This window comes from Gordonia sp. NPDC003504, assembly GCF_053587995.1.
In genome coordinates, this window is sequence record NZ_JBSFPC010000004.1 from 360355 (window position 1) to 374595 (window position 14241).

Sequence of the window (14241 nt, forward strand, 5' to 3'; positions counted from 1 at the left end):
CCCGATCATTTCTCCGTTGTCGGCGCGGCGTCCGGTGCGTCGTCATCGGAATCATCCGTCCCGTCCGAAGCCGCCTCGGAATCCGAGGTGACCGAATCGGTTTCGTCCGGCTCGGTTTCGCTCGGCCCGGCGTCGTCCGTGGTCGTCGGCGTGTCGGACGCATCCGACGCATCGGCCTCCGATTCCTCCCCGTCGACGATCGGTATCTGCAGCGTGGCCACCGACTCGTGGACCTCGACGACGATGACGGTCACATTGTCGTGGGCGCCGAGTTCGAGGGCTGCCTCGACGAGGTCGTCGGCAGCGCGTTCGGCGGTGTCGGCGTCACCGAGGATCCGCGCGATCTCGTCGTCAGGCAGTTCCCCGGTCAGCCCGTCCGAGCACATCAGCAGGATGTCACCGGGTAAGGCGACGGTGCTGAAGTAGTCGGCCACCGGATCGATCATCCCCGCACCGAGGGCACGGGTGATCACGTTGCGGCGCGGATCGGTTCGCGCCGCCTCGGGCGTCAGGAAACCCGCGTCGATGAAGTCCTGGACCTGCGAGTGATCGCGGGTGAGCTGTTGCAGGGTGCCGTGCTGATACCGGTAGGTCCGGGAATCCCCGATGTTGAGGATCAGCCAGTGCGGTTCACCCTCGACGGTCACCAGCAACGCCCCGGTGGTGGTGGTCCCGGCCCGGCGTTCCGACGAGGTCTCGATCTCCGAGATACGCGTCTGCGCCTCGTCGAGCAGATCGATCAGTGATTTCTGGGTCTCGATCAGTTCCCCGGCACCGTCGGCCGCCGACAGGGTGAGCAGGGCGGCCTCGCTGGCCAGTTCACCGCTGTCGTGGCCCCCCATGCCGTCGGCGAGCAGGTACTTGCCCGGCATCACCAGCGCAGCGTCCTCGTTGGTTTCCCGCACCCGACCGACGCTGCAGCGCACCGCCCATTCCAGCCGCAAATTCTGGACGAAATGGGTGCCCGCCGTCGCCGCATCACGGACGATGCTCACCGAATCCATGGTCAGCAGATCCTACCGGCGCCGACGCCGAAACAGTCAGCAGGCCACACCGAGTTGACGCTGTTCATCCGACTGGCGCCGCTACCAACCGCGCTCGGCGAGGCGGTGCGGAGCCGGGATGTCGTCGACGTTGATGCCGACCATCGCCTCCCCCAAGCCGCGGGAGACCTTGGCGAGCACATCCGGGTCGTCGTGGAAGGTGGTGGCCTGCACGATGGCCGCCGCGCGCTGCGCGGGGTTGCCGGACTTGAAGATGCCCGAACCGACGAACACGCCCTCGGCACCGAGTTGCATCATCATCGCGGCGTCGGCCGGTGTGGCGATGCCACCGGCGGTGAACAACGTCACGGGCAGCTTGCCGGCTCGCGCGACCTCGACGACCAGCTCATACGGCGCCTGCAGTTCCTTCGCCGCGACGTAGAGCTCGTCGGCGGGCAGGGAGGTCAGGCGACGGATCTCGTCGCGGATCTTGCGCATGTGGGTCGTCGCGTTGGACACGTCGCCGGTGCCGGCCTCGCCCTTCGAGCGGATCATCGCCGCGCCCTCGGTGATACGTCGAAGTGCCTCACCGAGATTGGTCGCACCACAGACGAACGGAACCGTGAAGGCGAACTTGTCGATGTGGTTCGCGTAGTCGGCCGGGGTGAGCACCTCGGACTCGTCGATGTAGTCCACGCCGAGGCTCTGCAGAATCTGGGCCTCGACGAAGTGCCCGATGCGCGCCTTGGCCATCACCGGGATGGACACCGCGCTGATGATTCCGTCGATCATGTCGGGATCACTCATCCGCGACACCCCACCCTGGGCGCGGATGTCGGCGGGCACACGCTCGAGGGCCATGACCGCCACCGCACCGGCATCCTCGGCGATCTTGGCCTGGTCGGGTGTGACCACGTCCATGATGACGCCGCCCTTGAGCATCTCGGCCATTCCCCGCTTGACCCGGGCAGTCCCCAGACCTGATTCCGTGATGGGGGTGTTCGGTTGGCTCACTGATGCTCTCCTGCTTCTCGTTCTCGCATGTCCGCGCGCCGCGAACGTCTCCGATCCAGGATAGGCGAGGGTCATTGGATGATGATCGCCGGTCCGGACGCCGGACGACGGTGCCGACGCAATCGGGCAAACAGCGCCGAGGTTCAGCTCGGGGTCACCCGCTCGACGATCTCGAAGTACTCGGGTCGTTTGGCCGTGCCCCCGAGTCGCAGCAGCCGCACGAGCCGACGGTCGGCGAGGCTGCGGGTGTCACGGACGGCATCGTTGTAGAAGCGTCGCGCCATCATCACCCGGGTTTCGGCGTCGGCGAGTTCGGCCACCAGCGCCGGTGGGCGCGCGGCGGGATCGCGGTGCCCCAGGGCCACCGACAGTTCGTTCTCGGCGTCCTCGCGCCGATCCCGCGCGGCGTGTTCGGCGGCATCGGCACGCGCGACCAGCGTCCGGGCGGCGGCACGGGTGTCGGCGTCACCGGAGTCGTCCATCCAAGCGGCGATCGCCCGCACGACGACGGTCCGCCGTTCCAGCGCCGCCTCCAGTGCCTGCCAGGCGAGGTCGACGCGGACATTGAGGCGGTCGAGTCGATTGGCGCGCCCGTAGGCCCAGCCACCGACGATGACCACCACGATGGTCGCCACGACGAGGAGCACGGTCACAGCCGTCGACATGATCGCCCTCCCTGGATCCCGGTCGCGCCGCGATGGCCGGCGGCGATGTCGTCACCGCACATCAGTCCGACACCACGACGGACCCGGCGCCCACGGTGACCGTCTCGTAGACGCGCATGATCTGATCGGCGACCCGCGACCAGTCGTACCGATCCGCTCGCGCGCGACCGGCCGCCACCTGCGCGGCGCGGGCGTCGTCGTCGGAGAGCAGGCCCACGATGGCCTCGGCCAGTTCGTCGGCGGCGCCGACGCCGACCAGGGTGCCTGCCCGCCCGTCGTCGAGCACCCGCCGGAACGCATCGAGCTTGCTCGCGACGACCGCCGCGCCCGCGGCCATGGCCTCCACCAGCACGATGCCGAAACTCTCACCGCCCAGATTCGGGGCGCAGTACACGTCGGTCGATGCCAACGCCCGCGCCTTCGTGTCGTCGTCGACCTGCCCGAGGAACACGAGGTGATCGGCGAGGTCGCCGGCCCGCCGCCGCAACGCCTTCTGATTGCCACCGCCGACCACCAGCACCCGCAGGTCGGGGAAGGCCGCGACGACCGTCGGCAGCGCCCGCATCAGGATGTCGATGCCCTTGCGGGGTTCGTCGAAGCGTCCCAGGAACAGCACCGACCGCCCCGGCCACGGATAACCGTCGAGCGGTTGGGCAGTCGCGAGTGACGCCACGTCGACGCCGTTGGGAATCTCGACCGCATCGGAGCCGAGGGACTCCATCTGCCAGCGACGGGCGAGTTCACTGACCGCGATCTTGCCCGCGATCCGTTCGTGGTACGGGCGCAGGGCACCCTGAAAAGTGCTGAGCCACAACGATCGTGACGTCGAGGTGTGGAATGTCACGACGATCGGACCGGATGCCACCATCAGCGCCATCATCGACAGACTGGGTGAATTCGGTTCGTGCACATGCAGAACATCGAAATGGTTGTCGGCGATCCAGCGGCGCAGGCGCCGATATCCGTTGGGGCTGAAGTTCACTCGCGAGACCGACCCGTTATACGGGATCGCCAGGGCGCGCCCGCCCGCGACCACGTAGTCGGGTAGCTCGTCGGCGTGATCGGTCGGCACGATCACACTCACGAAGTGGCCGCGCTCGATGAACACCTGGGCCAGTTCCACGACGTGTGCCTGGACACCGCCGGGGACGTCGAAGGAGTACGGGCACACCATCCCGATTCTCATGTGGCCCCCTGCACCCGGGCGCGCTGGCGGTCGGTCCAGTCGGCCTCCCACAGTGGCTGCAGCATGTGCCAGTCGGTCGGGTGCGCGGCGATGTTGGCGGCGAAGGCATCGGCCAGCGCCTGGGTGGCGGCCTCGACGCCGACCGACACGTCGATCTCCTGACCACAGCTGATCTGCGAATACGGCGCCTCGGTGAACCAATGATGCACCGGCAGCAGGCCGGCGCCGGTCTCGATCGCCAGCCGCGCCGACCCGGCGGGCATCCGGGTGCGCTCACCGAAGAAGGTGACCGGCACGCCATGGCGGGCGATGTCGCGTTCACCGAGCAAACAGACGATGCCGCCGGCCCGCAGACGCTGCGCGAGCAGGCCGAACGGGGGTTGTTCGCCCCCGGAGAGCGGGAAGATCTCGAAACCCAGCGACTCGCGGTACTCGACGAACCGCCGGAACAGCGACTCCGGATTCAGGCGTTCGGCGACGGTGGCGAAGTTGCCCCGATTCTGGACCAGCCAAACCCCGGCCATGTCCCAGTTCCCGGTGTGCGGCAACGCCAGGATCGCACCCTTTCCGCGATCGAGGATGGCGTCGAGACGAACCTGGTCGTCGGCGGGTACGTCGACCGTGGCGGCGGTGGCGACGAAATCCTGCGCCGGTAGACGGAATGCCTCGTACCAGTACCGCGCGTAGGAGCGCATGGCGTCCTCGACAAGGTCGTCGGGTACCTGCGCGGGAGGCGTCCCGATCACGCGGGCCAGGTTGCGCCGCAACTGTTCCGGGCCGCCGTCGCGGCGCCCGGCGAACGCCCCGCCACGGTCGAACAACGCCCGCGCAAGACCGTCGGGTGCGTGGCGTACCCCCGCCCAGCCGGCCCGATACCCCAGGTCGGTCAGCTCCGCGCGGACACGCTCAAGCATCGGCGCCGGTGGAGTCGGTGCCCGCGGTACCGGCGGTGCCGTTGCCGCCGGAGTCCCCGGCATCGCTGTCCGGAGCGGCCGGCGCGGCCAGCGGAATCAACTCCCGCGCCCCCGGCGAGGCGGCGATCGAGAACATCCGCTGACCCACCGTGATCACGCTGCCCACAGCGAGCAGCCACATCGCCACGTGGATCGCCCACCACAGACCCAGACCGGTGAATCCCGCACCGACCAACACGATGATGAGGCGATCGGGCCGTTCGATGAGGCCACCGTCGCCGTACAGCCCGGCCGCCTCGGCGCGGGCCTTGGCGTAGGAGATCACCTGCGAGGTGACCAGGCAGATCAGCGTGGCGATGAACAGCAACTGATGCGGCTCGGTCCACACGCACCACCAGGCCAGTCCGGCGAAGATCGCGCCGTCGGCGATGCGGTCGCAGGTGGCGTCGAGCACCGAACCGAAGCGGGTGCCACCACCGCGGGCACGGGCCATCGCACCGTCGAGCATGTCGAACATCACGAACAGCCAGATGACCAGGGTGCCGATGAACAGATGCCCCATCGGGAACAGGGTCACCGCCGCAGCGATCGTGGCGACGGTGCCGATCACCGTCATCATGTCGGGTGTGAGCCCGGTACGCAGCAGGGCGCGACCGATCGGCAGGGTCACCTTCGACACCGAAGCGCGGCCCAGGATGCTCAGCACCGATGTACTCCTTCCCGCCCGGTACGCGAGGGACTCATCGCTGTTCTCCCGTGTCGGCGTGCGCGGTCCATGCGTCGGCGAGCAGCGCGCGGGTGTCGCGGAGCAATTGCGGCATCACCTTGGCCCCACCGACGACGGTGATGAAATTCGCATCACCCACCCACCGAGGCACGATGTGCTGATGCAGGTGTTCGGCCAGTGACCCGCCGGCCGCGTAGCCGAGGTTGAGTCCCACGTTGAACGCGTTCGGATTCGACACCGACTTGATGATGCGGATCATTCGCTGGGTGAACGCCATCAACTCCGCCGACTCCCCCGGGGTCAGTGCCTCCAGGTCGGCGACCTGCCGATACGGGACGATCATGGTGTGCCCCGGGTTGTACGGGTACAGGTTGAGGACCGCATACACGTGCTCACCGCGGGCCACGATCAACCCGTCCTCGTCACTCATGGTGGGGATGTCGAGGAACGGATGGCCGGACGAGGTCGTCGCCGGCGGATCGGCCGTGATGTAGGTCATCCGATGCGGACTCCACAGCCGCTGCAGCCGGTCCGGATCGCCGGTACCGCAGTCCCGGATCGTCGACCCGGACTCGCCCGCGTCGTCAGCCATCGGTGCTCCCACCCGCCTCGTCGGCGGAGGTCGGGTCGGTGAGGATCAGGTCCCCGCTCGGTGACTCGTTGCGTCGCGATGCCACCCATTCGGCGATGACGTCGACGGCCTGCGCCGTCGGCACCCCATTGACCTGGGTACCGTCGCGGAATCGGAAGCTCACCGCGCCGGCGGCGACGTCGCGTTCGCCCGCGAGCAGCATGAACGGCACCTTTCCGGTGGTGTGGGTGCGGATCTTCTTCTGCATGCGGTCGTCAGAGTAATCGACTTCGGCGCGGATGCCGCGCTTCTTCAGCTCGGCGATCACCGCCTGCAGGTGATCGACGAACGCTTCAGCGACCGGGATACCCACCACCTGCACCGGCGCGAGCCAGGCCGGGAAAGCGCCGGCGTAGTGCTCGGTGAGAACGCCGAAGAATCGTTCGATCGAGCCGAACAGGGCGCGATGGATCATCACCGGGCGGTGCTTGCCGCCATCGGCACCGGTGTATTCGAGACCGAATCGCTCGGGCAGATTGAAGTCGAGCTGGATGGTCGACATCTGCCAGGTGCGCCCGAGCGCGTCCTTCACCTGCACCGAGATCTTCGGCCCGTAGAACGCCGCACCACCGGGATCGGGCACCAGATCCAACCCCGATTCCCGGGCGACCTCGGCGAGGGTTTCGGTGGCCTCGTCCCACGTGGCGTCGTCGCCGACGGATTTCTCGGGATTCCTCGTCGACAACTCCAGGTAGAAATCGTCGAGGCCATAATCCTTGAGCAGGTCGAGGACGAAGGTCAGCAACGAGCGCAACTCATCGCGCATCTGTTCGCGGGTGCAATAGATGTGCGCGTCGTCCTGGGTGAAACCGCGAGCCCGGGTCAGGCCATGGATGACGCCGGACTTCTCGTAGCGGTACACCGTGCCGAATTCGAAGAGTCGAAGCGGGAGCTCACGATAGGACCGACCTCGCGAACCGAAGATCAGGTTGTGCATCGGGCAGTTCATCGGCTTGAGGTAGTAGTCCTGCGCCGGTTTGCGGACCGAACCGTCCTCGTTGTACTCGGCGTCGAGCTGCATCGGAGGAAACATGCCCTCGGCGTACCAGTCGAGGTGTCCGGACACCTCGTACAGATGGCCCTTGGTGATGTGCGGGGTGTTGACGAATTCGTAGTCCGCCTCGATATGCCGCTTACGCGAGTAGTCCTCCATCTCGGTGCGGATGATCCCGCCCTTGGGATGGAAAACCGGCAACCCCGATCCGAGTTCGTCGGGGAAGCTGAACAGGTCGAGCTCGGCACCGAGCTTGCGGTGATCGCGCCGTTCGGCCTCGGCGAGCAACTCGAGGTAGGTGTCCTGCGCCTCCGACGATTCCCACGCGGTCCCGTAGATGCGCTGCAGGTCGGCGTTGGCCTGGTCACCGCGCCAGTACGCCGCCGAGCTGCGGGTCAGCCGAAATGCGGCGATGTACTTGGTGGTGGGAACGTGCGGACCACGGCACAGGTCGCACCAGATACGTTCTCCGGTGCGGGGATTGAGGTTGTCGTAGGCGGTGAGTTCGGCCCCGCCGACCTCCATGACCTCGCTGTCGGCGGCGGCACCCTTGTCGTCGATGAGCTCGAGTTTGAACGGTTCCTTGGCCAGCTCCATCCGCGCCTCGTCCTTGGAGGTGTAGACACGGCGAGAGAACCGCTGACCCGATTTGATGATCTGCTTCATCTTCTTCTCGAGCGCGGCGAGATCGTCGGGGGTGAAGGGTTCGGCGACCTCGAAGTCGTAGTAGAAGCCGTCCTTGATCGGCGGTCCGATCCCCAGCTTGGCCTCCGGGAACAGCTCTTGCACGGCCTGGGCGAGGATGTGGGCGGTTGAGTGCCGGATGACCGAGCGCCCGGCCTCGGTATTGGCGGCGACGGGTTCGACGTCGGTGTCGAGTTCCGGCGTCCACGACAGATCCCGCAGGTCGCCGGCGGCGTCGCGCACCACGACGATGGCCTCGGGCCCCTTGTTGGGCAGATCGTGCTCACGCAGCGCGGTGCCCGCGGTGGTCCCGGCAGGCACACGCACGGTGGCTGGGTGACTCACGGTGACATCGTCGGGCACGGGGACGCTCCTCGATACAGGGCCGGTTCGTTCACTCACGCACCGGCGACTTTGCGGTTCGACGTTGATCGTATCCGCGTGAGGTACCCCGGTTTGCCACCGGATGGGCGGAATTCACCAGCCGCGGTACGCGACACCGACTCGACCCGCTCGCCCACGGGCCGGGTTCACAGGATGGGGCTCTGCGCCCACCCGGCATTGACGTCGAACCATCCGGCGAGCGTCCCGAACACGCCGAGCATCCACAGCGAGCCGACCACGACGGCGCAGGTTCCCAGCCCGAGGAGACCCTGGACCGACCAGTGCCGCCGCTTCATCCACTCGATCCACGCGTCGTATTTCGCGCGCGCAAACTTCAGCAGGCGGTGCGCCCAGTCGAATTCCGACGCGAGAATGCCGAGACCGATGAACACGATGACCCACCCGGGACCGGGATACGGGATAGCGAAGATGCCGACGGCCAGGACCAGGGCACCGAGCACTCCGACGGAGATCCGATAGGTGAGATTCAGCCGAGGATCGCGCCGGACGATGTAGCGGCGTTTGCGCGCCCAGATCCGGAGTCGTTGCCAGGCCCGCACTGTCGGCTGTCCTCCTATGTCGTGGTGGGGACTCCAGGATAGCGGCCGGGATCGTCGGTGATGTCGGGGTTCGGGCCCTCACCGGAGCCGGTGCCGACACAACCGGGAGCGCCGCGGTGTGCGACGACGAGCGTGACGATGATCGTCCCGAGCAGAACCGCCGGATAGGCACCCGAATACGCCACCACGGCGAGTGAGTCGTACCAGTGCACATCGGCCCAGCGCGGCATCATGAACACGCCGATCGCGATGGCGTGATCGGAGCCGTGATACGGCCCGCTGTCCCACCAGTTGTAGGACCACGCAAACGAACACACAGCGATGCCCACCGGGCCCAGCCACCACCACCAGCGACCACGGCCGTCCCGCGTACCTCGATAGGCAGCCTCGACGGCGACCACGAGCAACGGTACGAACCACACCCAGTGATGCCCCCACGAGAACGGTGAAACCGTCGCCCCGGTCATCGCGGCGATCGTGACCGAGAGCAGTCGCCACCCCCGGCGGTAGGCGACCACCGCTGCCCAGAGCCCGAGCACGGCGGCGATCAGCGCGATCGGAATCCAGAGCCACGGCGGCGCTTCGTAGACCGTCCCCCCGTCGGGATAGGCGTGGCGGAAGCGGCTGATGTCGAAGTAGGCCAACAACTGCGACAGAAATCCGTTCACCGACTGATTGGCGGGCGAATCGACCCGCCCGACCCGCGACGCACCACCGACGTAGTCGGTCCAGTAATCGAGGGCGTCGCCGGGGATGACGATGAAGCCGACGACAACGGTCGCGAGAAACGCAGCGCCCGCAACCACGGCGGCCCGGAACCGCCGCACCGCGAGGAGGTAAACCACCATGAATGCCGGGGTGAGTTTGAGCCCGGCGGCGATGCCCACGCCTGCGCCACGCAGCTTCGAGCGAGGTTTCCGCAGGTCGCAGAAGACGAGGTCGGCGAGAACGATCAACATCAGGAAGATGTTGATCTGACCGAGCCAGATGGTCGTTCGCACAGGCTCGAGTGCCGTCACCGACACGGCCGCCACCAACGCGAACAGCCACAGACGACGATCGGCCCGATATCCCAGCGACCGGAATCCCAGGATCACGACGGCCACCAGTGCGAGATAGATCGCGGCCCACCACACAATCTTCGCCACGGGTAGGGACATGAGGGCAAAAGGCACGAACACCACTGCGGCAAACGGCGGATAGGTGAATTCCAGCCGAGACCACACCGGGTGTTGGTAGAGCGAAGTCTCGTGGACGACGGTGTCCGCGCCGGCGCGGTACACCTTCAGGTCGGTCATGTTGTGGAACAGCCCGTAGAACGGATTCGAGTGCGGGATGACGGTGACCTGCCAGATCACGACCGCTACGGCGACGACCGCGCCACTGACGACCAGCCCCCAGCCGATCGATCGGCGATTCCCGCGGTCGGTGGATGTGGTGCGGTTGACCGACATGCCACTACCGTACGACGCTTACCGCGCAGCTCAGAACACATATCGTCGTGGCGTTCCGGTTGCCGAAGAATTCCGCCGGGAATTGCCGGAAATCAGTGGGTTTCTCCGAAATCCAGGGTCCGCGAGCCGGTGAATGTCAGCCGAAATGCTTGATGTCAGCCGAACTCCGGTATCCAGACCATCCTGGGTCACCGCCGATCGCGAAGTCGACCCACGCGCGGTGCATGGCGTCCGCAACACCCTGATCGGGTTCGGGACCAACCAGCGGATGTGCGGCTGCGAGGTGATCGAAGACGAATGGGATCTCCACCGCGTGACCGGCCTGGATGTCGGCCTGCGGACTGCGGTAGCCGAATTCGTACAGGTGGGTGGACCCCTTCGGGCGAGTGGCGGCGATGGCGGTCGTCGGTGCCGAGAACGCGCGAGCCGTCAGCGCCTCGCTGACCGCGTCCCCGGGAGTCACACCGACGTCGAGCCGAGACCGCAGAAACTCCAGGCCGCCATGGCTGCGTCCGAGAATCGCCGAGGCGGCCTCCTCGGTGACGGCGCCCGCGCCCCCGGTGGCAACCATGAAGAACCGGAACTCGTCGGCGTTCCACCCGGCCAGCAGCGGGAGGTCGGCGCCCGACCCGGCCGCGATCGACTCGTGGGGTACTGCCGTGAGCACCTCGCCGTCGACGACCGGGAAGTGCGACATGATCCCCATGCCCGTCGCCACAATCGACTCGCCCCAGAGTTCGGGGTCGGGGTTGACCATGAGTTCCAGTGCCACCTGGGTTTGCGCACTCAGCAGCGCGTCGATACCGAGTGCCCCGAATGCTTCGGCGGTGGCGTCGACACCGAGAACGGCGGCCATTCGAGCGGTGAGCTTGCGGGCGTCGGCCGGGTCTGCGGCGGCGGACCCGTTACCGCTCTGCATGATCGCCCGGGTGAACAGCCCGGTGGCCATCGGCGACGCCAGTAGCGACGCAACGCTCATCGCTCCGGCCGATTCGCCGAAGACCGTGATGTTGTCGGGATCGCCACCGAAGGCGGCGATGTTGTCGCGCACCCATCGCAGTGCGGCGAGCTGGTCGAGCAACCCACGGTTCTCCGGCGCCCCGTCGATGGATGCGAACCCGACCGCCCCGAGGCGATAGTTGATCCCGACGCAGACGACGCCGTCACGCGCGAACGTGTCGCCGGCGTACATCTCGATGCGATTGGAGCCGCGGATGAACGCTCCGCCGTGGATCCACACCATCACAGGTAGTCCACTCGCGCCCGGATCCGGGGTCCAGACGTTGAGGTTCAGGTAGTCGTCACCCGCGACGATGACGTTGTCGAGGAGCGCCGCGATCGGTGCGGGATATCCGACCTGTGGGGCGGTCGGACCGTGGTCGGTGGCCGGCCGGATGCCGTCCCACACGATCGGCGGCAGCGGCGCCGCGAACGCCGCAGGCCCGATGGGCGGTGCGGCATAGGGGATTCCGAGGTAGGACGAAATCCCGCCGTCGAGGAGGCCGGATACCCGACCGGTGGAAGTGGTCACAACGGGAGCCTGGACGTCGATGTGGGTCACAGTGATCGACGCTACGCGATCACGAGTACGGGGTGTTCCGTGTCAGGTTGTGCCACGCTGAACCGGTGAACCCTTCAGTCGACATCGACGGCGTGCGCCGGGGAACGGTGCATGGCCTCGACGCCTTCTGCATCGAGACCACTGACGCCACCGCGGCGATCGCCGTCTTCGGCGGACAGGTGATCTCCTTTGTTCCGGCCGGATCCGACACCGATGTGCTGTGGGTGTCGCCGCAGCTTTCCGCGCTGCCGACACCGATTCGCGGTGGTGTGCCGCTGTGCTGGCCGTACTTCGCGCGGGAGGGTCAGACCGGTGACGTCCCGTCGCACGGCTATGCGCGTACCGCGACGTGGGCGCTGATCGATGGTCGACGCACCGATTCGGGTGGCGTCGATCTGGAACTCGCGCCCACCGGCCTCGACCACCTCGGCCTCGGCCTGCGGATGACGATTCATGTGGGTACCCATCTCGAGTCGGGCATGCACACCCACAATCCCGGAAGTGAGCCGGCCACGATCACCCAGGCCTTTCACAACTACTTCCAGGTCTCCGACGCCACCCGGATCCGCGTGGAAGGCCTATCCGGACTGGCCTATCTGGACAAGTTCGACGGTATGAGATCCCATGAGCAACAGGGTGATTGGTCCCTCCCCCGCGACCTCCCACGCAGCGACCGCGTGTATCCCGGCGCCGGCGGGCGCTATCGACTCATCGATCCGGGCCTTCGCAGGGCCATCACGGTGACGGCACGGTCCGCGCGCAGCGCGGTCGTCTGGAACCCCGGCGAGGCGAGCGCCGCGGACATGGCCGACGTCGGCACCCACTGGCGCGAGTTCGTGTGCGTGGAGGCAGCGAACGTCGGCCCGGACGCCGTGCGGGTGCCGGCCGGTGACACACACTCGATGTGGCAGAGAATCTCGGTGTCAGAACTGTCGACGCACTGAGTTCGGCTCCGGACCGAACCATCAGCCCATCGGCCATGACCGGCCGGGGTAGTGCCTCGTCAGGCGTCTCGGGCTATATCCGCGTGCCGTAAATCTCATAACTCAGCTGCTCAATACGATGGATATTTATGCGACAACCGACGTCACGGAGAGTCGGATGTTTCGGCGCCTACAGGTTTGATGACAGCAGGCAGTACTCCTCTCGGCGAGTAATCAACAGCAGCGAGTCGGGTGCACCCGCTTGTCTCATAAGTTGCTGTGTCGCGTTATCGAGTCGCAGCCTTTTGAGATAGAGTCTGCGTCATGACCTCCATCGGCCCGTCGGCGCCCGCCGGGATGATGCTCGGCTATGCGCGCGCGGGTACGGATGCGTCGTCGGCGGACTCCACACTCGAATCCCAGATCGACGCACTCGTCGAGGGCGGCGTGCCACCGGCCCGCGTGTACACCGACCAAACGCGTGCCGGTGCACCCGACGCGCCGAGGCCAGGCTTTGACGCACTCCTCGACTACGCGCGCGCCGGCGACACCGTCGTGGTGATCGGGATCGACCGCCTCGGCCGCACCACGCCGGAGGTCTTGTCGACGCTTCGCCTCCTCGCCGCGCGCGAACTCGGGGTCCGCGCTCTACGTGAACGACTGACCACCGCCGACGACGCGGGCGCGATGATCGTCGGAGTTCTGGCGTCGCTGGCCGTCGTCGACGAGGAGGCCCACGCCGCACGCGGACGTGCCCGCATCCGCGCTCCCGGCCACGGTGGTCCGTCCCTCGGCCGCCCGCGTGTTCTCACCGACGATCAGGTGGAACTCGCGAAACGTATGCGCGCCAAGGGAGATCCCGTGCCCACGATCGCGGCCACCCTCGGGGTGAGCCGCGCCACCCTGTATCGAACACTCGCCGAGAAGAGGACCACACGATGACCACGAGCGGGCCCCGCGTCCTGTCCCTACCCACCTTCCCTAACGCCAAGTCGGTCGGGACGGATAGCGCACTCGCCGATCCCACGCTCGCCGATCCGACCGTCGACGCCGTGGAGTTCCAGCGCGGATATGATGACGCCGCAAGCTATCTCGCGTCGATGCCGCGCGCCTGGGCCACACATCACGCCGCAACCGCATTGTCCGACGGCCGGATCCCCGACATCAAGCAGAGTTATGAACGCGGCTACCGTGCCGCCCTGTACGGATTCCGGCGGCAGTCGAGGCACTGACTCCTGGGCCGACAGCGGCTGCTCATGCACCGCCGAGTGGGAGGCCCCGGGCTATTGCAAAGTCGATGCGACTCGGACCTGCGAGATTGAGGACGGTGCGGACTGGGTGGTGGCGGATGCGCTCGGCTTGAACAACGAGTTGAGCCCCTAAGGCCATCGCATCGCGTAGGCAATCACCTTTAAAGCCAACAGAATTCGCTGCATCAGCTTCGACGAGACGTTCGGTGTACCGGATGAATCGCCCCGGGTTTGTCGGAGGCTCTCGAATCTGTGAAGGATGGAGAGTATGGCAGCACCACGGAAGTACAGCGTTGAGCTGAAGGAGCGGG

The 14241-nt window shown here is 66.9% G+C and carries 14 protein-coding genes; 3 read left to right on the forward strand and 11 right to left on the reverse strand.

All coding sequences use genetic code 11. The annotated features are described in order from the left end of the window. Nucleotides 1–5: 5 nt before the first annotated feature. From ACWDPV_RS11010 to ACWDPV_RS11060, 11 genes are all read right to left on the reverse strand, one after another. On the reverse strand, nt 6–1004 hold the full coding sequence (locus ACWDPV_RS11010) for a PP2C family protein-serine/threonine phosphatase (protein WP_449742974.1): 999 nt from the start codon (nt 1002–1004) through the stop codon (nt 6–8). 81 nt (nt 1005–1085) lie between these two features. After that, complete coding sequence (gene pdxS / locus ACWDPV_RS11015; protein ID WP_449743008.1) at nt 1086–1934, reverse strand: pyridoxal 5'-phosphate synthase lyase subunit PdxS; 849 nt, start codon at nt 1932–1934, stop codon at nt 1086–1088. A gap of 206 nt (nt 1935–2140) precedes the next feature. Next, a complete protein-coding gene (locus ACWDPV_RS11020; RefSeq protein ID WP_449742975.1) occupies nt 2141–2662 on the reverse strand; it encodes an NUDIX hydrolase in 522 nt (173 codons plus the stop codon). Between the two features lie 61 nt (nt 2663–2723). Next, a complete protein-coding gene (locus ACWDPV_RS11025) occupies nt 2724–3848 on the reverse strand; it encodes a glycosyltransferase family 4 protein (RefSeq protein ID WP_449742976.1) in 1125 nt (374 codons plus the stop codon). Continuing rightward, a complete protein-coding gene (locus ACWDPV_RS11030) occupies nt 3845–4762 on the reverse strand; it encodes a phosphatidylinositol mannoside acyltransferase (RefSeq protein WP_449742977.1) in 918 nt (305 codons plus the stop codon). The genes ACWDPV_RS11025 and ACWDPV_RS11030 overlap by 4 nt, the downstream gene beginning before the upstream one ends. Beyond that, nucleotides 4755–5468 (reverse strand): phosphatidylinositol phosphate synthase, encoded by a 714-nt coding sequence (gene pgsA / locus ACWDPV_RS11035; protein ID WP_449742978.1) that lies wholly within the window; start codon nt 5466–5468, stop codon nt 4755–4757. Before pgsA ends, ACWDPV_RS11030 begins: the two co-directional genes overlap by 8 nt. Before the next feature lie 34 nt (nt 5469–5502). After that, nucleotides 5503–6081: an HIT family protein gene (locus tag ACWDPV_RS11040; protein ID WP_449742979.1), complete on the reverse strand. Its 579-nt coding sequence runs from the start codon at nt 6079–6081 to the stop codon at nt 5503–5505. Next, a complete protein-coding gene (thrS, locus tag ACWDPV_RS11045) occupies nt 6074–8161 on the reverse strand; it encodes a threonine--tRNA ligase (RefSeq protein ID WP_449742980.1) in 2088 nt (695 codons plus the stop codon). The genes ACWDPV_RS11040 and thrS overlap by 8 nt, the downstream gene beginning before the upstream one ends. 167 nt (nt 8162–8328) lie before the next feature. Next, nucleotides 8329–8742, reverse strand: coding sequence for a TIGR02611 family protein (locus ACWDPV_RS11050; RefSeq protein ID WP_449742981.1), 414 nt, complete (start codon nt 8740–8742; stop codon nt 8329–8331). A gap of 14 nt (nt 8743–8756) precedes the next feature. Beyond that, nucleotides 8757–10196, reverse strand: a complete 1440-nt coding sequence (locus ACWDPV_RS11055; protein WP_449742982.1) for a glycosyltransferase 87 family protein — start codon at nt 10194–10196, stop codon at nt 8757–8759. Between the two features lie 136 nt (nt 10197–10332). Beyond that, a complete protein-coding gene (locus ACWDPV_RS11060; protein ID WP_449742983.1) occupies nt 10333–11757 on the reverse strand; it encodes a carboxylesterase/lipase family protein in 1425 nt (474 codons plus the stop codon). Nucleotides 11758–11822: 65 nt separating this feature from the next. Here ACWDPV_RS11060 and ACWDPV_RS11065 point away from each other — a divergent pair, with 65 nt between their 5' ends. The 3 genes from ACWDPV_RS11065 (at nt 11823) to ACWDPV_RS11075 (ending at nt 13912) form a co-directional block, all read left to right on the forward strand. Next, nucleotides 11823–12701: a D-hexose-6-phosphate mutarotase gene (locus ACWDPV_RS11065; protein ID WP_449742984.1), complete on the forward strand. Its 879-nt coding sequence runs from the start codon at nt 11823–11825 to the stop codon at nt 12699–12701. 303 nt (nt 12702–13004) lie between these two features. Next, on the forward strand, nt 13005–13622 hold the full coding sequence (locus tag ACWDPV_RS11070) for a recombinase family protein (protein WP_449742985.1): 618 nt from the start codon (nt 13005–13007) through the stop codon (nt 13620–13622). Beyond that, a complete protein-coding gene (locus ACWDPV_RS11075) occupies nt 13619–13912 on the forward strand; it encodes a hypothetical protein (RefSeq protein WP_449742986.1) in 294 nt (97 codons plus the stop codon). Before ACWDPV_RS11070 ends, ACWDPV_RS11075 begins: the two co-directional genes overlap by 4 nt. Nucleotides 13913–14241: the final 329 nt, after the last annotated feature.

Excerpts from the sequence above, each read along its gene's own strand:
- ACWDPV_RS11025 (WP_449742976.1), bottom strand. The coding sequence starts at position 3,848 with ATGAGAATCGGGATGGTGTGCCCGTACTCCTTCGACGTCCCCGGCGGT.
- ACWDPV_RS11020 (WP_449742975.1), bottom strand. The coding sequence starts at position 2,662 with ATGTCGACGGCTGTGACCGTGCTCCTCGTCGTGGCGACCATCGTGGTG.
- ACWDPV_RS11010 (WP_449742974.1), bottom strand. The coding sequence starts at position 1,004 with ATGGATTCGGTGAGCATCGTCCGTGATGCGGCGACGGCGGGCACCCAT.
- ACWDPV_RS11055 (WP_449742982.1), bottom strand. The coding sequence starts at position 10,196 with ATGTCGGTCAACCGCACCACATCCACCGACCGCGGGAATCGCCGATCG.
- ACWDPV_RS11070 (WP_449742985.1), top strand. The coding sequence starts at position 13,005 with ATGACCTCCATCGGCCCGTCGGCGCCCGCCGGGATGATGCTCGGCTAT.
- ACWDPV_RS11030 (WP_449742977.1), bottom strand. The coding sequence starts at position 4,762 with ATGCTTGAGCGTGTCCGCGCGGAGCTGACCGACCTGGGGTATCGGGCC.
- ACWDPV_RS11075 (WP_449742986.1), top strand. The coding sequence starts at position 13,619 with ATGACCACGAGCGGGCCCCGCGTCCTGTCCCTACCCACCTTCCCTAAC.
- pdxS (WP_449743008.1), bottom strand. The coding sequence starts at position 1,934 with ATGGCCGAGATGCTCAAGGGCGGCGTCATCATGGACGTGGTCACACCC.
- ACWDPV_RS11040 (WP_449742979.1), bottom strand. The coding sequence starts at position 6,081 with ATGGCTGACGACGCGGGCGAGTCCGGGTCGACGATCCGGGACTGCGGT.